The organism is Escherichia sp. MOD1-EC5189 (assembly GCF_002966045.1).
In the GTDB taxonomy this organism is placed as follows: domain Bacteria; phylum Pseudomonadota; class Gammaproteobacteria; order Enterobacterales; family Enterobacteriaceae; genus Escherichia; species Escherichia coli_F.
In genome coordinates this window covers 29,450-48,926 of sequence record NZ_PTRX01000024.1, presented here as the reverse complement: position 1 = coordinate 48,926, position 19,477 = coordinate 29,450, and the positions used below count along the sequence as shown (strand labels likewise).

12 protein-coding genes and 1 pseudogene are annotated in these 19,477 nt (G+C 49.4%); 7 read left to right on the top strand and 6 right to left on the bottom strand.

The window, feature by feature from the left end; all coding sequences use genetic code 11:
* Window positions 1-21: 21 nt before the first annotated feature.
* Window positions 22-1,539, top strand: a complete 1,518-nt coding sequence (locus tag ATB02_RS19015) for a hypothetical protein (RefSeq protein ID WP_105272087.1) — start codon at window positions 22-24, stop codon at window positions 1,537-1,539.
* Between the two features lie 938 nt (window positions 1,540-2,477).
* Entirely contained in the window at window positions 2,478-2,672 is a 195-nt protein-coding gene (locus ATB02_RS19000; protein ID WP_105272085.1) for an MbcA/ParS/Xre antitoxin family protein, read from the top strand.
* A gap of 115 nt (window positions 2,673-2,787) precedes the next feature.
* On the opposite strand, the pseudogene ATB02_RS18995 reads toward ATB02_RS19000, so the two are convergent.
* The 6 genes and pseudogenes from ATB02_RS18995 to lsrR all read right to left on the bottom strand — a co-directional run bounded on the left by ATB02_RS18995 (window position 2,788) and on the right by lsrR (window position 13,741).
* A pseudogene (locus tag ATB02_RS18995) lies at window positions 2,788-3,173 on the bottom strand (hypothetical protein).
* A 190-nt stretch (window positions 3,174-3,363) separates the two neighbouring features.
* Complete coding sequence (gene hipA / locus ATB02_RS18990; RefSeq protein ID WP_105272084.1) at window positions 3,364-4,686, bottom strand: type II toxin-antitoxin system serine/threonine protein kinase toxin HipA; 1,323 nt, start codon at window positions 4,684-4,686, stop codon at window positions 3,364-3,366.
* Window positions 4,686-4,952 carry a type II toxin-antitoxin system antitoxin HipB gene (hipB, locus tag ATB02_RS18985; RefSeq protein WP_001296726.1) on the bottom strand — a complete coding sequence of 89 codons (267 nt, stop codon included), beginning with the start codon at window positions 4,950-4,952 and terminating at the stop codon, window positions 4,686-4,688. The genes hipA and hipB overlap by 1 nt, the downstream gene beginning before the upstream one ends.
* 214 nt (window positions 4,953-5,166) lie before the next feature.
* Window positions 5,167-10,587, bottom strand: coding sequence for an ECSE_1600 family autotransporter (locus tag ATB02_RS18980; protein ID WP_105272083.1), 5,421 nt, complete (start codon window positions 10,585-10,587; stop codon window positions 5,167-5,169).
* A gap of 529 nt (window positions 10,588-11,116) precedes the next feature.
* A complete protein-coding gene (lsrK, locus tag ATB02_RS18975; protein WP_000113145.1) occupies window positions 11,117-12,709 on the bottom strand; it encodes an autoinducer-2 kinase in 1,593 nt (530 codons plus the stop codon).
* A gap of 78 nt (window positions 12,710-12,787) precedes the next feature.
* A complete protein-coding gene (lsrR, locus tag ATB02_RS18970; protein ID WP_000154346.1) occupies window positions 12,788-13,741 on the bottom strand; it encodes a transcriptional regulator LsrR in 954 nt (317 codons plus the stop codon).
* Between the two features lie 249 nt (window positions 13,742-13,990).
* Here lsrR and lsrA point away from each other — a divergent pair, with 249 nt between their 5' ends.
* Genes lsrA through lsrF form a run of 5 tightly spaced genes read left to right on the top strand, consistent with a single transcriptional unit; the run spans window position 13,991 to window position 19,476 of the window.
* Window positions 13,991-15,526: an autoinducer 2 ABC transporter ATP-binding protein LsrA gene (lsrA, locus tag ATB02_RS18965; RefSeq protein WP_105272082.1), complete on the top strand. Its 1,536-nt coding sequence runs from the start codon at window positions 13,991-13,993 to the stop codon at window positions 15,524-15,526.
* Complete coding sequence (gene lsrC / locus ATB02_RS18960) at window positions 15,520-16,548, top strand: autoinducer 2 ABC transporter permease LsrC (RefSeq protein ID WP_021552079.1); 1,029 nt, start codon at window positions 15,520-15,522, stop codon at window positions 16,546-16,548. The genes lsrA and lsrC overlap by 7 nt, the downstream gene beginning before the upstream one ends.
* A complete protein-coding gene (gene lsrD, locus ATB02_RS18955) occupies window positions 16,548-17,540 on the top strand; it encodes an autoinducer 2 ABC transporter permease LsrD (RefSeq protein WP_001222710.1) in 993 nt (330 codons plus the stop codon). The genes lsrC and lsrD overlap by 1 nt, the downstream gene beginning before the upstream one ends.
* A gap of 11 nt (window positions 17,541-17,551) precedes the next feature.
* Complete coding sequence (lsrB, locus tag ATB02_RS18950) at window positions 17,552-18,574, top strand: autoinducer 2 ABC transporter substrate-binding protein LsrB (RefSeq protein WP_105272081.1); 1,023 nt, start codon at window positions 17,552-17,554, stop codon at window positions 18,572-18,574.
* Between the two features lie 26 nt (window positions 18,575-18,600).
* Window positions 18,601-19,476: a 3-hydroxy-5-phosphonooxypentane-2,4-dione thiolase gene (lsrF, locus tag ATB02_RS18945; protein WP_000774182.1), complete on the top strand. Its 876-nt coding sequence runs from the start codon at window positions 18,601-18,603 to the stop codon at window positions 19,474-19,476.
* Window position 19,477 lies beyond the last annotated feature (1 nt).

Below are 19,477 nucleotides of genomic sequence, written 5' to 3'. Positions count from 1 at the left end.
AACACATTTTTGTGAGGTATCATGCTCCAGCCTACTTCTTTATCCGGTGCATCCGGTGTATATGTTAAACCCAATGAAAATGAATATTGGGCACCCGATGAATCCAGCCAGACAGCAAACCGTCTTCATATCGGCTATGTATTAACCGATTTATTAAACAATTCATTAAACGATATCGCAGCCAGCAAGACCAGCAAGACCAGCAAGACCAGCAAGACCAGCAAGATAGAAAACTGGGATGATTTATCCTCATCAGATTATACAACCATATTACACAACGCATCCGAAGAAACTTTCATCCACATGGTTTGTCGTTCCCTCCTTCACGATCAATGTTTGACCAAAAGTGATCAGCTGACAAATATGTTCCTGAGCTTCGAGTCCACAGACAATCCCAATATTTACACCATCCCGGCCAAAAAGGAAGACCCGCCGATAGGGCTCTTACTGAACCTGTCCGTCGTCGATGAGCCCATCATGACAATGTACATACCAGGTATGCCAAAAGTAGCGTTGTCTGTAACTCTGACTGGCGATAAACCACACTGTAAACTGCTCCGGAAGTATATCGATAAAGTCCCGGACTGGGTGGCCCAGATAACGGCATGGCGTGCCTGGGCCAAGGTGAATGCTCCCGGGGAATACAGGGCAGAAGCTCTTAGTAGGGTGAAGGCATATATATACAATAGAGCATGCAATAGAGCTTCGGCACTGGAACTAGAACTGGCAAATCTGATGCTGACCAGCCTGCCGGAGCTGCCCGCCGGGCTGGAGAAGCTTGATGTGAGTGGAAACCAGCTGTGCAGCCTGCCGGTCCTGCCCACCGGGCTGGAGGAGCTTTATGTGAGAAGAAACTTGCTGGACAGCCTGCCGGTCCTGCCCGCCGGGCTGAAGAAGCTTGATGTGAGTAGAAACCGGCTGTGCAGCCTGCCTGTCCTGCCCGCCGGGCTGAAGCACCTTAATGTGGGTGGAAACAATCTCTTCAGGTCCACCGGGCTGGAGCTGCCCACCGGGCTGGAGGAGCTTGATGTGAGAAGAAACTGGCTGGACAGCCTGCCGGTCCTGCCCGCCGGGCTGAAGCATCTTTATGTGTGTAAAAACCAGCTGTGCAGCCTGCCGGTCCTGCCCGCCGGGTTGGTGATGCTTGATGTGAGTAATAATCAGCTGTCCGGCCTGCCGGCGCTGCCCGCCGGGCTGGTGACGCTTGATGTGCGTTTTAACCTCATGAGCAGCCTGCCGGAGCTGCCCGGCTATATGAGGACGCTTAATGTGAGTAATAACCAGCTGATCCATCTGCCGGTGCTGCCCGTCAGGCTGAAGGTGCTTGATGTGAGTAATAACCAGCTGACCAGCCTGCCGGACCGCCTGCCCAGCGGACTGGAGATGCTTAATGTGTGTTGGAACAAACTGACCAGCAAGCCCAGCCGGCCGCCCAGCCGGCCGAACGCTTGGTACTTTGGCTGTACGATTAATTATGAACCCCAGAGGCCTCGCTCCGGGGAAAACCCGTCTGTAGAGGTATCGGGCTATACGCCCTGAAGCAGTACAGAGAACAACCAGAACCGTTTGATTTTCCGGGGGGCACCGACTACATCGGCGAATTGCGCAATGATAAAGCGGCAGTCATGAGGAAAACCATGCGAAGTCGACGCATTGCGCAACTGAAGGCTATAAAACAGGCGCACCGTAAAAACAGTTTGACCAGTACACCCGGATTAACCGGTGCGCAACAATTTCACCTCATATTCTGGTGGAGACAGATGTAGTGCGTATGGTGTTATATCAATAATTGAAGGAAATCCACCCGCTGTCAGATATGTCAGTAAAACAGGGTATATATCATTGATTGAGCAATTCAGGAGCGTTACTTTTATCCGTATCAGTGCACTGTCTACACGTTTGTGGCTATTCGTTGTTTAATTTGTTGCGTTGAAGTGTTAAAGGTTGCATCTGGGACTGGCTGAGATTATATTTTTCAGGTCTAGCATACAGTGGTACGCGCTGCTAACACTCCTATTAGTGAGGCTTATCAGTGCATGAAGGGAGAGGGCGGGGTCGGCTTTGCCCTCTCTTTTTCATGACTGTATTAAACTTCAAATCCTTTTTAAAATTCATTGCCTTATTGTAATATTTTTATTACCAATCCTAATCAGTGTTTTTATTTTTTCATTTATCTTAATATGTGTTTTATCTTGCTCAAGAGAAAGTTTCCGGAATTCATTTTCTCTGCTCGGCACGGCAATTATCAATTCTTCATGTTGGCTTTGATCCCGCATCGGCTAGCAGTCGTATGAATCATTATGAGAAAGGGCGCCATGTCCCCGATATTGATACGATTCGACGGATGGCGGCAGAGTTAAACGTGCCTTTTTGTGATGATCAGACAACAGCAGAACTTGCATTGCTCATATCCCGGATGACAGAGGAAGAGCGAAGTAGTCTTATCGAAGCACTCAAAACGTCTTCAGGTGTAAAACATGCTGACAAAAAATGATGTTCTTCAAAAGGCTATTGATCTTTTTGAAGGTAACGAAAGTGCAGCATTAAACTGGTGCAATGAACCAAACAGAGCATTACAGTGGAAAACGCCCTCTGAGATATTGGACTCAGAAGAGGGGGTGTTGAAAGTTGCCATGCTCATTTTTCGAATAGAGCAAGGGGTTTATTCATGATTTACGACTCATCTAATTTCTCCAACTAACGGTTGGAGAAATTTGGGAAGGTAAGCAATATACAGAATGACGGAAATAAATCGTCCATGCCCTTTGCCGAAAATTATAACCAGCATTATGACGACTTGTGTAACTCCCGAATTACATGTTTGGCAACAGACTTTCCACCGGAATAACCGTATTGATTTTTACCGCTTTGACAATTTCTATCAACGATAGGGTATTCTGCGCCAGTTGGTCTTGCAGTTCACTGACTTCCGCCTGCAACTGCTGGTTTCTGGCCAGCAAGGCCTGACGGGTTTTGCGGTTGACGTATTGCTGTTTTTCTTTTGGGCGTAGATTCAACGGGCCAAGTTGCTGATCAACATAGGCAGCAATTAGGCGTTTTCGCTCAAGGCTGCTCAGCGTACTTAAACCACCGTTAACGATACCTTTTGCCTTGAGCCGAATATGCAGGGCCTTGGCGGAAATAGGGGACTTGTCAAAGCCTTCAGCCAGCATCAGTTGTAATTCGTGCTCGATCAGTGTGTCCAGTTCCTTTCGTGAGAGGCAATGGAGAGATATGAAGTTGTTTACCATCGTAGGCTATTTAACATAATATACATTATGCGCACCAACGTAAACCAAGGGAGAATCCAGTAGTTGGCGGTCATGATTGTCCTGCTCATTAACAACGGCCAAACCCCATATCTTACTTAATACCGTATTCTCGGCTTAACCGACGGTGCAACCTCAACACATTGGTTTCAACTGCCGTCACCACGTTCTCCGGAAAATCTGTCGGTAATGAAGTCTTCACGTTATCCAGTGCTGCCGGAATCATTCTGGCAAAGTCACTCAGGATTTCATGCATCTGCACTTCCGGAAATTTCAGCACCTTTGCTGTCGCCAGAAAATGTCGCGGATAAATTTTATCGATTGCCGTTTTTTTGCCTTTGGATGCGTTAAGCCCCATTGCCAGTTTGAGATCGCTGATGTGTATTCCTGCGCCACCCAATACCGGAAATGCTGAAATGATGTCGTAAAATGGCGTGAGTCGATAACTGCCGCCAGCCTGAATAAATACGGAGAAGTTTTTTGCATGGCCATCCGTTGCGCCAATCAGCCACTGGAACACCTGAAACTTCATAAAATTATAGCGATCTTTCAGCGCCTCGCTGGACCCCATCAAAAAAGCCATGATCCGCGCGATGCCTGGGCCTCCATCTGATTCATATTTCACCGATGAAGGTAAACCGAATGTCTGACACATATCCTCCTGTGGCAAGCGAAGTAAAACCGTTCGCTCAGCATTCCAACGCCTGTCAAAACGTTCGACCGCTAACGCGCGCACATTTCCCGCTTTAATGATTTCTGCGTCCGGCACATTCAACCCAAGTTCTTTCGCCAGCAGCAGACAGTAATACTCATTATCAACGCTTTGGCTGAGATCGAGCGTCGCATTGGGCTGCCTGATTTCGCCAATCGGTAATTTAATGATGTGCGTCGTCGGCGTTATTCCTTTCGGAATGCACCAGTCATTGCCTATTCTGAGCAGCGCTGTCTTCTCCTGCGCGCCAGCAACCGAGATGCGAAAGTCATTTTCTTCTCTAATCATGCCTAGAGGGATATCTGCTTTATAAGCCGTTAATACTTCTTCAAGCCTGGCTTCAGTGAGCTGTTCCCATGCCATTATCGGGCGCGTTATGGTTTCATTTTCGGGTAATAACGTTACGGCACCAACGCTATCTCGCCCTATTTCTGACAATAAATCAAACGGTTGCTTGGATTTAGCATGATAACGTTTAACGATCCGGTCACGTACAATCGGGCTATCGGGTAACAGGTTATCGAAGAAGTTAAATACGGCATCAGAGGTGATATTCCCCCTCTGCAATGGCAGCGAAAGTGATAACGGTCTGGCATAACGGTTGGCTAACCACTCCGGTGCATACTTAAAGGTGTGCGCGCCATTGGCTAACTTCGTTAACTCGCCTACCCGCTGGTTGTTCATCCAAGTGACAAGTTTAGGCATTACCACTCCAGATCTTGCTGTTCTGTTGATTCTGGCGAGGCATTTTTCGTGTCGCATAGCGTCATTGAGAGTTCAAGCGACTGTAAAATCTTAAAAAATGTCGTGAGCGTGGTATTGTCAGGATTGTTTTCGAAATTGGAAATTGTCGCCTGCTTAATACCGATTTTTTTCGCCAGCTCGCTCTGCGTCCAGCCATTTTGCTGACGAACCAGTTTCATTGCATTCGCTAATTGCGTTGGGCTATAGATCTTCTGAAAGCTCATCATGTCATACGTCCACAGCATATTTATCCGTTCAAGGGGATATTATCAGTTTTATCCTTTAGTGGGGATAAAGTCAATCAGGAAACACATCTTATCCGCTCTACGGGATAAACACTGTGATATCCGCGATCGCGGATAAAAAGGAGGATTTAAAAGTCGTTTGAAGTCGGCAATATTAAGCAGCCGCATGCCATCTTCGACATGCGGCTTATACGGTTTACCAGCTATATTTCACACCCAGCATGCCCTGAGTATCGCTATAGCCTTTATCACCTAGTTGCACACCGACATTCCCCCACAGGCTAAGGTTGTTATTTACTTTCGCCTCAACCCCGGTACGTACTTCACCGAGATTACGCGCACCATCACGGCTTACGGTTTGACCATTCATCTTCACGGCGTAGACTTTGCTGTTGTTGATCCAGTTCGCTTCAATGTAAGGCTGGAACTCACGCTGTTTACCATTGTCACGCTGGTGATGACTGTTCAAGTAGGTTTTCACCCCAAGTCGCGTTTGCACGTTTCCGTCACCTTCCGTTTCAATGCGTGTTCCGTCTTTCCGGGTATGGTCAGAATCTTTCACACCCATCCAGGTGATTTGCACCTGTGGCTGGACGTACCAGGTATTCAGCGTCCCTTCGCTGCCGCTAAATGTTCCCGCTTCAAAGGTATATCCACCCTCAACAGAGGCCGTCACACCGCGAGAATCATAGTCGTCAGCAGAACGGTTATCGGAACTGACGCTGTTATCAAACCAGTTATACAGCGCCCAGCTGTCAACATAAGCGCCGGTCTTATTCGCATCGTTCTGATACCAGGTCGCGTACATCCCAGCGCTGTAACCGCTGATGCGCCCATCCGATTTATAACCCACACGATTACTCTGAGTATTACTGTGCTGATTGGCATAGCCTGCCATGACGCCGAGATGCCAGCGATCCTGCGCGTTGCTACTCCACTGCGCCAAATCGCCGCCTAGCTGCAATACATAGCGGTTAGCCTGAGTATTTAGCTGACCGTCACCGGCCCTTGAACGTTCGTGCCCTCCGACATGACGCATCCACATACTGCTTGCCGAATCCTGAGAATGCAGTGAATCTGTATACTGCGGCTCACCCAGACGGTCGTGTAAACGATGGCTAAACAGCGAGTTGGCTGCGGCAATGTTGCTGATATAGCTTCCGGCCTCCGGGCGATAAACTGATGGGCCTTCCGGATCCACAGCAGGAGGATTATTGATGGGATCGGGTGTATCCGGTGGCGTTACGCCTTCCCATTTACTGGTTAGATACCAGTTTTTCTCGTCATTCCCCTTCCCTTTAGCCAGCGTGTAGACGTAAGCCTCAGCTTCGACAGTTCCGGTGGTCAGCGCGAAGTTACCTGCAGAATTACCGCCAACCTCAATGAGTTCAATACCGTTGACCGTTTGTGCACCGACGCCGCCAATGTTATCAACCCGAACGCGAGTGTTCCCTTGGGTATCGCCTTTCACGTTCATTTTATCCGTGGGTGAATTATCGCCGCCCAGCGTCGCGTTGAACGTCATCAGGCCATTGTTTCCGGTATAGTTGCCGTTAACGGTCAGTACATTCCCCGGTTTCCCCCCTTCGCTATTCATTTGAACCGTGCCACCATTCTCCAGATTGCCGCCGATAGTGGTTTTGGCGACACGCAGTGTCCCCCCAGGCATAACGTTCACATCACCTGCAGTGGTGACATTTTCCGACATCACACCGCTGTTATGGATATTAATGTGCTGACTTGCCATATTAATGGCAGAGTCGGAACCGAAAGCAATTTCACCACCCACGATATCCGTCGTACCCTGATACGCCGCGGAATCGTTGTTAAGAGTCAGGATCCCGGTCCCCAGTTTTGTCACATCGCCGCTACCGGTGATACTGTGCGTCATCGCCCAGCTACGCTCAGTGGCGATGGTGAGCAGGCCATTATTGATAACGGAAGCATCACCCAGGTTTTTCTGCTCGTTGACGCTGAGCGCGCTGCCTGCATCGATGTTGAATTGCCCCACAAAGCGGCTATTATCGCCATCCAGCTCTACGTCTGTGCTGGCGGTTGCGCTCACGATACCTTTACCGCTTATGCTATTGCGCAGTTCGCCGGTCACGTTTTTTAGCGTTAACAGACCGTCATTGGCAATATTTCCTCTGCCTAACCCCTGCGTATTGTCGAGGCTGACTTCCGCATTTGGGCTAATGCTGGTTAACGCATTGTAGCGTGCATTAAGCCCCTCGATAGCCAGTGTTCCCCCTGTAACATTCAGGTTTCCGCCACCTGTCAGTTCACCCTGACTGATCCCACCTTTATTCACCGTCAGCGAACCTTCTTTGAACAAAATAGTCGAACCCATCAGCCCGGTGAATGTCTCTACCGTCTGCTCCGATCCATTAAGATCGACGATGGCCGCGTTGCTGATGTTCAGTTCCCGAGTATTGCCCAGCGCGCCATCCGCATCGGTACGTAATGTCCCCATCTGAACATAGGTTGCCCCCTGATAGTCGTTCTGACCGTTGGAAAGCGAAACCTGTCGCACCGTATTGATTGCCAGATCCCCTTCACCACCGATTTTTGCCGACATATCGGCCGTTGCGCCATAGGCTCCGCCATGTTCGGCTAACGTCAGCTTTTGCCCACCATGGATGTTCAGCGCTTTCAGCCCATAGTTAACATACAAACCATCACCAGGTGCGGTCGTGAGTCGGAATCCATAATCACCCTCGGCGACCACTGTTCCGTTTTGTGCAATGTGTAACGTTTTGTCCGCTTCCACCTCGTCGCCCTGTAAATCACGTAACGTTAATGAGCCACCCGACCCAATAACCGTTTGCGCCTTCACCAGTTGAACGCCGACATGGCTATCATCGTGTTCCAGCAAATTGAGCGTAGTCAGAGGGTTATTCGCCATGGGATCATTCCACGGTTTAGGCACGTCGATAAGCACGTCGCCCGTCCCGTTTACCTGATAGTTACGGCCTTTCCAGGTGTAGTCACCCGCGCCGACAACCAGTGTATCGACGCTGATATATCCCTCCGCAAGCGTCGCAGCAGGTATATCCGTATCGAAAGTGAGCGTACCGCCATTCATGGCTAGTCCACCAATGGATTGCTCTCCCACTTTTACCGATGTGGTATTTTCACTGTCAGACTGAAGCATCGCGTGAGTAAGCGCAGCGGTGTTGTCGCGTTCCAGTGTGAAGGTACTGTCTTTCAGTTGGGAAACACCGGCGAATTCAGTTCCTGTTGCATGGGTAAAGCCAAACATTTTGTCGGAGGATGACAGCTGCACTCGCATCAAGCCATCGCCTTTGAGCGCATTGGTCAGCGTGTAATCTCCTGCGCTGTTCGTTGATGCGAGAATGTCGAGCGTACCGGGGCTTGCAATGGTTACTTCACTCGAACCCATGCCTGTTACCCCATCTGCCGTATGTGACGCAATAGTCAGGAGGCCGTCATTGACCAGCGTTTTACCGCTATAAGTATTCCCTGCATTGAACACCGTATGGCCTGCATCATGCATCACTTTTCCGTCTTTATCGTCACCCGTAATCAGCATATCGACCTGGTAGCCGGCATCACTGTTATTGGTATGATTAAAGACAAAAACGCCTTCGCCAAGACCAAACTCCACTTTTGTCGCATTGGTGATAAACCCGGCATCTGCCGCCACCTCACCGTGAGCAGCACCAATGTTTAGCGTTCCTACAGCAGGCTCAAAAACACCTAAGTAAACTTCTCCACCTTCGACATTCAGCGTGCCGTTATTCGTCAGGGTTAACGTACCTGTGCCAGTCGTCCCTACGTTCATATTGAATGTTTCAAGAAGAGAGTTCTGCCCATCCACCCGCACGTCGCCCTTACTTTTGTCATTGAGAGCTATCTGTGTATCACGCGCTTTAACTATACCTCCGGTGGTAATATTCAGTTCACCCGTGCCTAATACACCGACCTGTAGCAATTGGGCGTTAGTAGATGACGTTTTTAAATTCCAGAGACTATCCGTTGAAATATTAACTATCCCCTTACCGGAGGCATTTCCTCCGATAAATCCATAGCCCGTTGAATTAAGGGTGGCACCATTACTGACATTTACGATGCCGCTACCAAAATTACCGACATTGATACCTACAGTATCGAACGATGATGTCGCATCCATCAGGTTCAGTGTGCCGATACCGCTTGCTTTATCGCCCAAAAAAGTAATATTTTGCGATACGAACTTACCGCCATCGCTGATATTGAGGTTTCCGACGCCCGCAACACCAATAGTGGTATAGACATTCTTATTGACCTCCCACATCCCCCCCGTGGTGATGCTAACCTTCCCGACGCCGGTTTCTCCATAACCGAGTGAGCTTCCTCCGTTGCTGACAACAAGCCCCTCATTACTGATATTCATTTCGCCGCGGCCGTCATAACCAAGATTAGTTCCGAGATTAGTGATAACGGAGTTCTTATCCTTAACAGTAATGTTGCCTGTGCCTGTTTCTTTCATCCCCGCAGTGATAATTCCCGAATCTACTTTGCCTTCACTCGAGACATTAAGTTCACCGTCGCCAGCATCACCGATATAGATATAGCGGAAAGCTTCGCCCGTTCCGAGGAAATTCCAATGCCCTTTATCGGTCACGTTGACGACACCGTAGGACCCGTCCTGAACGCCCACCAATGAATATTCTTTATTATTAATCAGTCCATTATTGGAAATGTTGACTGTGCCATTACCGAAATATCCATTATAGAGTCTGCGTACCGTGATGACAGAGTCTTGATCCTGCACATTCAGGGTTCCGATACCGGTGAGGTTGCCACCGATAATCGTATTTTCAGCCGTAATCAGCCCCCCATCGCGAATAGTTGCTTCGCCCGTCCCTTGATTACCAATTTGAAATTCAATTGAGGAATCATTATTTTTTATTAGCCACTCGCCACCCTTTTCAACGACAATCTTACCATTACTGTTCGCCTGATATCCTACAATGGCGACTATTGAACTCGTGACGTAACCCTTATCCGTAATATTTAATGAGCCTGTACCGTAACTCCCTATTTCGAATAATTCGGTCGTCAGAACCGAGTCCTCTCCTTCAACATTGACCGTCCCGACGCCTCCTGTCGAAGAACCTATCCTTAAATATCCTCCGTCAACGTGACCCTTCTGTTTAATATTCAGCGTCCCCGTTCCGGATTGACCCACATTTAAAGGCCTTGCATTATTTCCGCTATCATACAATCGCCAGGTGCCACCCAAAACGTTAACGGTGCCCTCTGAGTCCTCATTACCACCAATGACGCTGGTAGTAATAGTGGTTAAGGAGGCATTACCGCCAGCCAAAATATTAAGCACTCCAGTGCCATACCACCCAACCAGGTAGGCATCGTAAGCAACATCAGTATTAATATTGGTAATCTGACCATTATCAACTTCCAGACTCGCACCAGACGCTGAACCGCTTAGTGCCAGCAAAACACCCAGCGTCAATCTACTGAATTTCGTTGTCAATCCAGAGGATTTACGCAAATTAACCGTTGATGTTTTACCTACCCTGCGAGTTAATTCCGAGCAGGCCTGAAATACCTGTAGGGTGCAATTCCATATCACGCGATAGATTCTATTCATATAAACGCTCCATATACAAACAATACAGCCACGAAAGAGATGAGTCATCAGACGTTAAAAATGAAACTTATTAAGTTGTCAGAGGCCTGTATTGAGTGTTGGTTGGAGGTGGGAAGGTGTCAATTTGGCTAATTTGCTAATACTTTCGAATCGATAGATTAAAAATTGCATAGTTCTTATTTTATTTAAAAATGAACCATGAGTTATTGTTGCTTAATAAGAAAACTGTTTCTTTTAATAAGAAGATTATCATCATCATATTTAACAAAGAATAGCACTAATTGCTAAAAACAGAAGTTTATTAAAACCCTTTTTCATCCATTAATGCCTTTAAGAATATTCGCTATAAAATAAGGGTTATGCTTAATGCTTTAAGAAAAATAGCAATTTCCCCTTGAATATAGTACTGGTGATGGAACGATGAATCTGCAAGCTGGCATTTAACAAGCCAGCTCTAAAGAAGGGAAATAAGAATACCAATACTCAAAAACTAACAGCCACAGTCATCATGATGTGGCTGTCAATGAAACTATAACCCAGGCGCTTTCCATAACGACGTCGTCAGTCCATGATCAACCAGCCCCAGCTGATCCTGATAAACTGCCTGCCACTTATCGCGTGAATCCTGATAAAGTTCATGCTTTTCCGGGTCTGGTGTGTGCGTCCGTTCCCAGCGAACCAGGCGTTCTCCGGTTTCTGCCATTGATGAAAAAATTCCGGCACCGACGCCAGCTGCAATGGCACATCCTAATGCGGTGGCTTCTTTGACCACCGGAATATTGACGGGTAATCCCGAGACATCAGCGAGAATTTGACTCCATAATTTCCCTTTTGAACCTCCGCCGGCAAAGACTAACGATGAAGGATGAATATTCGAGAAATCAGCGATTTGCTGCAAGTTACACGCTGATACAATCGCCGCATTTTCTTCCAGCGCACGGAACAATGTCGCTTTGTTACATTTATCCGGATCAATAGACAAATTAATAAAGGAAGGCGCAGCGTGATACCAGGTTTTAAAGCGCATTCTGTCGGAGAATATCGGCATTACGCCCCACGACCCAGGCGGCACACGACTTGCCATCTCTTCAAGCAACGTATAGGTGTCGATGCCTAAACGTTCGGCAATCAGTTTTTCTTCGGCACAGAAAGCATCGCGGAACCAGCGCATGGTGAGTCCGGTAAAAAAGCTTATAGATTCAGCTTGTACCATGCCAGGAATAACATGAGGATTAACGCGCACGTTCATTTCTGGGTCTGTCACCGGCGCGGCTAAGTTTACAACTTGCTGCCAGAATGTACCGCCAAGAACAGCGGTTTGTGCCGGACGGACAACGCCTAACCCCAGGCAACCAAGTTGCACGTCGCCTCCTCCAACGACCACCGGAGTGCCCGCCTTCAGACCGCAGAGTTCCGCCGCTTGTGAACTTACCACGCCCAGCAATGTGCCGGTTTCTTTGACAGGAGAAAGAATATCGGCCCGCAGTCCGGCCATATCCAGCAATGCAGGTTTCCAGTCACGGGTGGTTAGATCAAGAAGTCCCGTGGTGCCAGCGTTAGAGGGATCCACCGCCAGTTCACCGCTGAGCATATAGGCCAGCCAGTCGCTGATCATGGTGATGGTCGACGCCTGTCGGTAGATATCAGAACGATGGTGCGCCAGCCAAAGTAATCTGGGAATAGCGCTTAAAGCCAGCGTTTGTCCGGTGGCGCGATAAACTTCGTTTTCAAAGGTATTGTTGTGCAGTTCTTTAAGTTCGCTAACTTCGCGCGCCGCTCTGGCATCCACATTGGCGCAGGCCCAGATCGGTGTTCCTTCATTGTTATATAAAACAATGCCTTCGCGCATCGAACATGCCGAAACGGCAGCAATATACTCCGGGGCTATGCCGGCGTTGTGCAGCGCCTGGCGCATACACTCACACGCCAGTTGCCAGTTTTTGTTGAGATCAAATTCCATAGAACCAGGAACGTCCGGTACTGCCAGATGCCGCCACTCCGCCTGTCCCACTGCTATTTGATTGCCTTCCAGGTCGAATATCACAGCCCGAATACTTCCGGTGCCTGCATCCAGCGCCATCAGGTAGTACTTTGATTCTGAAGGGGTAAAGAGTCGAGCCATTAGATTATCCTCGGCTTATGCGTTCTGTCTGTTCCTCTATACGTTCTCCATCATTCCCGGTAATAAGGTCATGCAAATTTAACTACGTAAAATCGCCGCTGCTGTGTCCTGATCGGTAACCAGTGCGTTGATATAGCCGCCTTTAATTGCAGCGGCAATGGCTTCGGCTTTATTTTCTCCCCCTGCCACGCCAACCCGGACGGGAATGGTCTTCAGCGCGCTTAAAGGTAAGCCAATCAGTTCGTTATGTATTTTAATATCCGTGACAACGTCACCTTTTGCATCAAAAAAGTAGCCTAAAATGTCGCCAACCGCCCCTTTTCGGCCAATCATTAACTGTTCGCCCTGACTGATATAACCGGAGCGAATGATCGTCGCGTCGTCTTGTTGACTCACGGCCCCAATGCCGACAATCGCCACATCCGCAGCTTGTGCGGCTAACAGAACATCTTTGACGCAATTTTCATTTTTTAGCGTATGGGCAATGTCAGCGGAGGATGCCCGCAGCGGAGCCGGAATAATATTCACACTGCACGCCGCATTAAGCTGCCCGATACCCGTCATATAAGAACCGACGCCACCGGAGAGCGTGACCAGGCGAATTTGCTGCGACGAAATAAAACCACTTAAGCGTTGCAGCGTATTCATGGTTGCCTCGCCAAAACCAATCGCCAGCATCTGTTGTGGTTGAAGTAAACTCATCAACATATGCGCCGCGCCTATCCCTAGTCGCCCGCCGACATCAGCATCCGCAAGCCCAGGGATCACCCGGACATGTTGCAGCGAAAACTGACAACGTAATTGAGTTTCATATTCCAGACAGCCTTCAAAGCGAGAATTAATCTGCACGCGAATAATGCCGGACTGATGCCCTTTTTCCAGTAATCGCGACACTTTCAAGCGAGTCAGCCCGAGACGCTCGCTGATCTCGCTCTGGGTCAGCCCGTCGTGATAGTAAAACCACGCGATCCGCGCGACCTGTTCTTCTTCACACATTCCCTGTTCTGAAATTGCCGAATCGTTGATTGTCATAATTCATTCTTCACTTTGAACATATTTAAATCTTTAATGCAATTGTTCAGTTCTTGCGCATTTATATCTGTGATAGCAACCACAGTTTGACTCTACGAGCATGAACAAACGCAACCGTGAAAATCAAAATAGCATAAATTGTGATCTATTCGTCGGAAATATGTGCAATGTCCACCTAAGGTTTATGAACAAATTGAAAGCAGAAATACATTTGTTCAAAACTCACATGCAAAACTGAACGGGGGAAACATGCTAACGAGTGATACCCGCGCGTTACCGCTACTTTGCGCCCGCTCGGTTTATAAACAGTATTCAGGGGTTAATGTCCTGAAAGGCATCGATTTTACGTTGCATCAGGGGGAAGTCCACGCCCTGCTTGGCGGCAATGGTGCCGGTAAATCGACGTTAATGAAGATCATTGCCGGGATTACCCCTGCTGATAGCGGTACGCTGGAGATTGGGGGCAACAACTACACCAGATTAACGCCAGTTCATGCTCATCAGTTGGGTATTTATCTCGTTCCCCAGGAACCGCTGCTTTTCCCAAGCCTGTCGATAAAAGAAAACATTCTGTTTGGGCTGGCAAAAAAACAGCTCTCCATGCAGAAACTGAAGAACTTGCTGGCGGCGCTGGGCTGCCAGTTTGATCTGCATAGTCTGGCAGGATCGCTGGATGTCGCCGATCGCCAACTGGTGGAAATCCTCCGCGGGCTGATGCGCGACTCGCGGATTCTGATCCTCGATGAACCTACCGCCTCGCTTACCCCTGCCGAAACCGAACGTTTGTTTAGTCGCTTGCAAGAGTTGCTTGCTACTGGCGTGGGTATTGTTTTTATCTCGCATAAGCTGCCGGAAATTCGCCAGATTGCCGATCGAATTAGCGTGATGCGCGACGGAACCATCGCCTTAAGCGGCAAAACCAGCGAACTGTCTACCGACGACATTATTCAGGCCATCACGCCAGCGCTACGGGAAAAATCGCTCTCTGCCAGCCAAAAATTATGGCTGGAGTTACCTGGCAACCGCCCACAACATGCCGCCGGAACGCCGGTGCTGACACTGGAAAACCTGACCGGCGAAGGTTTTATGAATGTCAGCTTGACGCTTAATGCCGGAGAAATTCTGGGTCTGGCTGGGCTGGTGGGGGCCGGACGCACAGAACTGGCCGAGACGCTCTATGGTCTGCGTACTTTGCGTGGCGGACGCATTATGCTGAATGGTAAAGAGATCAATAGATTATCCACTGGAGAACGTTTACTGCGCGGTCTGGTTTATCTGCCGGAAGATCGCCAGTCATCCGGATTGAATCTCGATGCTTCGCTGGCCTGGAATGTCTGCGCCCTTACTCATAACCTTCGTGGATTCTGGGCGAAAACCGCGAAAGATAACGCCACACTGGAACGTTATCGTCGGGCTCTGAATATTAAATTTAACCAACCGGAACAAGCTGCGCGGACCTTATCCGGCGGCAACCAGCAAAAAATCCTGATTGCCAAATGTCTGGAAGCTTCGCCGCAAGTTTTGATTGTCGATGAGCCGACGCGCGGCGTGGATGTCTCGGCCCGTAATGATATCTACCAGCTGTTGCGCAGCATCGCCGCACAAAATGTGGCTGTGCTGCTTATCTCCTCTGATCTGGAAGAGATCGAACTGATGGCAGATCGCGTATATGTGATGCATCAGGGCGAAATTGCCCACTCTGCACTGACCGGACGCGATATTAATGTCGAGACCATTATGCGCGTTGCCTTCGGCGATAGTCAGCGTCAGGAGGCATCATGCTGAAGTTTATCCAGAACAACCGTGAAATCACGGCACTGCTGGCGGTGGTGTTGCTGTTTGTATTACCCGGTTTTCTCGACCGCCAGTATTTAAGTATGCAAACGCTGACCATGGTTTATAGCAGCGCGCAAATCCTGATCCTGCTGGCAATGGGCGCGACGCTGGTGATGCTCACGCGCAATATCGATGTTTCGGTAGGTTCGATTACCGGAATGTGCGCAGTGCTGTTGGGAATGTTACTGAACGCGGGGTATTCACTACCTGTTGCTTGTGTCGCGACTTTACTGCTTGGTTTGCTCGCGGGATTTTTCAACGGTGTCCTGGTCGCGTGGCTAAAGATCCCTGCCATTGTTGCCACGCTCGGTACATTAGGATTGTACAGGGGCATCATGTTGCTGTGGACTGGCGGTAAATGGATTGAGGGGTTACCCGCCGAACTGAAACAACTCTCCGCCCCGCTGCTGTTTGGCGTTTCAGCAATTGGTTGGTTGACGATAATTCTGGTGGCATTTATGGCCTGGTTGCTGGCGAAGACGGCGTTTGGACGCAGTTTTTATGCCACCGGCGATAATTTGCAGGGCGCTCGTCAACTGGGCGTTCGTACGGAAGCCATTAGGATTGTGGCATTTTCGTTGAACGGCTGCATGGCGGCACTGGCGGGGATTGTGTTTGCTTCGCAGATCGGTTTTATTCCCAACCAGACCGGTACCGGGCTGGAGATGAAAGCGATTGCAGCCTGCGTGCTGGGCGGTATTAGTTTGCTCGGCGGTTCCGGTGCGATCATCGGTGCGGTACTCGGCGCATGGTTCCTGACGCAGATCGATAGTGTACTGGTGCTGTTGCGCATTCCGGCATGGTGGAATGATTTTATCGCGGGCCTGGTTCTGCTGGCGGTGCTGGTGTTTGATGGACGCCTGCGTTGTGCGCTGGAACGTAATCTACGGCGGCAAAAATATGCCCGCTTTATGACGCCACCGCCATCCGTTAAACCCGCTTCGTCAGGTAAAAAACGGGAGGCCGCGTAATGCGTATTCGCTACGGTTGGGAACTAGCTCTTGCCGCACTGCTCGTTATTGAGATTGTCGCATTTGGTGCAATTAACCCGCGGATGTTAGATCTCAATATGTTGCTGTTCAGCACCAGTGACTTTATCTGCATTGGCATTGTCGCCCTACCGCTGACGATGGTGATTGTCAGTGGCGGGATCGATATTTCGTTTGGCTCGACCATCGGCTTGTGCGCCATTGCATTAGGCGTACTGTTTCAAAGCGGCGTGCCGATGCCGCTGGCGATTCTTCTGACCTTTCTGCTCGGCGCATTGTGCGGGCTGATTAACGCCGGATTAATTATCTATACCAAAGTTAACCCGCTGGTGATTACGCTTGGCACGCTGTATCTGTTTGCCGGAAGCGCTCTGCTGCTTTCCGGGATGGCCGGAGCGACGGGGTACGAAGGTATTGGTGGATTCCCGATGGCGTTTACAGATTTCGCTAACCTGGATGTGCTGGGACTCCCCGTTCCGCTGATTATCTTTCTGATATGTCTCCTCGTTTTCTGGCTCTGGCTGCATAAAACCCATGCCGGACGTAATGTGTTTTTGATTGGGCAAAGCCCGCGCGTGGCGCTTTATAGCGCGATTAAAGTTAACCGCACCTTATGTGCGCTCTATGCCATGACGGGGCTGGCGTCTGCGGTCGCCGCTGTGCTGCTGGTATCGTATTTTGGTTCAGCACGTTCCGATCTCGGTGCGTCGTTTCTGATGCCCGCCATCACCGCCGTGGTGCTTGGCGGTGCCAATATTTATGGTGGTTCCGGTTCCATTATCGGCACCGCCATTGCGGTTTTACTAGTGGGATATTTGCAACAAGGTTTGCAAATGGCAGGAGTGCCAAATCAGGTGTCCAGCGCCCTTTCCGGTGCGCTGCTTATCGTCGTTGTCGTAGGTCGTTCCGTTAGCCTGCATCGCCAGCAAATTAAAGAGTGGCTGGCGCGTCGGGCCAATAACCCATTGCCATAAAGGATATCTTCATGACACTTCATCGCTTTAAGAAAATCGCCTTACTTAGCGCTCTTGGCATTGCCGCAATCTCTATGAATGTGCAGGCCGCAGAGCGTATTGCTTTTATTCCCAAACTGGTTGGCGTGGGATTTTTTACCAGCGGTGGCAACGGCGCACAACAAGCTGGTAAAGAGCTGGGCGTTGATGTGACCTACGACGGGCCGACAGAACCCAGTGTTTCTGGTCAGGTACAGTTGATTAATAACTTCGTCAATCAGGGGTATAACGCCATTATCGTTTCTGCGGTTTCGCCTGATGGCTTGTGTCCGGCACTGAAACGCGCCATGCAACGTGGCGTGAGAGTGCTGACCTGGGACTCTGATACCAAACCGGAGTGCCGCTCTTACTACATTAATCAGGGAACGCCCGCCCAGTTGGGAGGTATGTTGGTGGATATGGCGGCGCGTCAGGTGAATAAAGACAAAGCCAAAGTCGCGTTTTTCTACTCAAGCCCCACCGTTACGGACCAAAACCAGTGGGTGAAAGAGGCGAAAGCGAAAATCGCCAAAGACCATCCTGGCTGGGAAATTGTCACTACGCAGTTTGGCTATAACGATGCCACTAAATCGTTACAAACCGCAGAAGGAATATTAAAAGCCTATAGCGATCTCGACGCCATTATCGCCCCGGACGCCAACGCCCTGCCCGCTGCCGCACAAGCCGCAGAAAACCTGAAAAATGACAAAGTTGCGATTGTCGGATTCAGTACGCCAAACGTGATGCGTCCGTATGTAGAGCGCGGCACGGTGAAAGAATTTGGCCTGTGGGATGTGGTTCAGCAAGGCAAAATTTCAGTTTATGTCGCGGATGCATTATTGAAAAAAGGATCAATGAAAACGGGCGACAAGCTGAATATTCAGGACGTAGGTCAGGTTGAAGTCTCGCCAAACAGCGTTCAGGGCTATGACTACGAAGCGGATGGTAATGGCATCGTACTGTTACCGGAGCGCGTGATATTCAACAAAGAGAATATCGGCAAATACGATTTCTGATGTGCATTACTTAACCGGAGTACGTTATGGCAGATTTAGACGATATTAAAGATGGTAAAGATTTTCGCACCGATCAACCGCAACAAAATATCCCTTTTACCCTGAAAGGTTGCGGTGCGCTGGATTGGGGAATGCAGTCACGCTTATCACGGATATTTAATCCGAAAACGGGTAAAACCGTGATGCTGGCCTTTGACCATGGTTATTTTCAGGGGCCGACTACCGGACTTGAACGCATTGATATAAATATCGCCCCGCTGTTTGAACATGCCGATGTATTAATGTGTACGCGCGGCATTTTGCGCAGCGTAGTCCCCCCGGCGACCAATAAGCCGGTAGTACTGCGGGCGTCTGGTGCGAACTCTATTCTGGCGGAATTAAGTAATGAAGCCGTGGCGTTATCGATGGATGACGCCGTGCGCCTGAACAGTTGCGCGGTGGCAGCGCAGGTTTATATCGGCAGTGAATATGAACATCAGTCGATTAAAAATATTATTCAGCTGGTCGATGCCGGAATGAAAGTAGGAATGCCGACCATGGCCGTGACTGGCGTGGGCAAAGATATGGTGCGCGACCAACGTTATTTCTCGCTGGCTACCCGAATCGCCGCTGAAATGGGGGCGCAGATTATCAAAACTTATTATGTCGATAAAGGTTTTGAACGGATTGTTGCCGGATGTCCGGTACCCATTGTTATTGCTGGCGGTAAAAAATTACCGGAGCGCGAGGCGCTGGAAATGTGCTGGCAGGCTATCAATCAGGGCGCTTCTGGTGTGGATATGGGGCGTAATATTTTCCAGTCTGACCATCCGGTGGCGATGATGAAAGCCGTACAGGCGGTGGTACACCATAACGAAACGGCTGATCGGGCATATGAACTCTATCTGAGTGAAAAACAGTAAC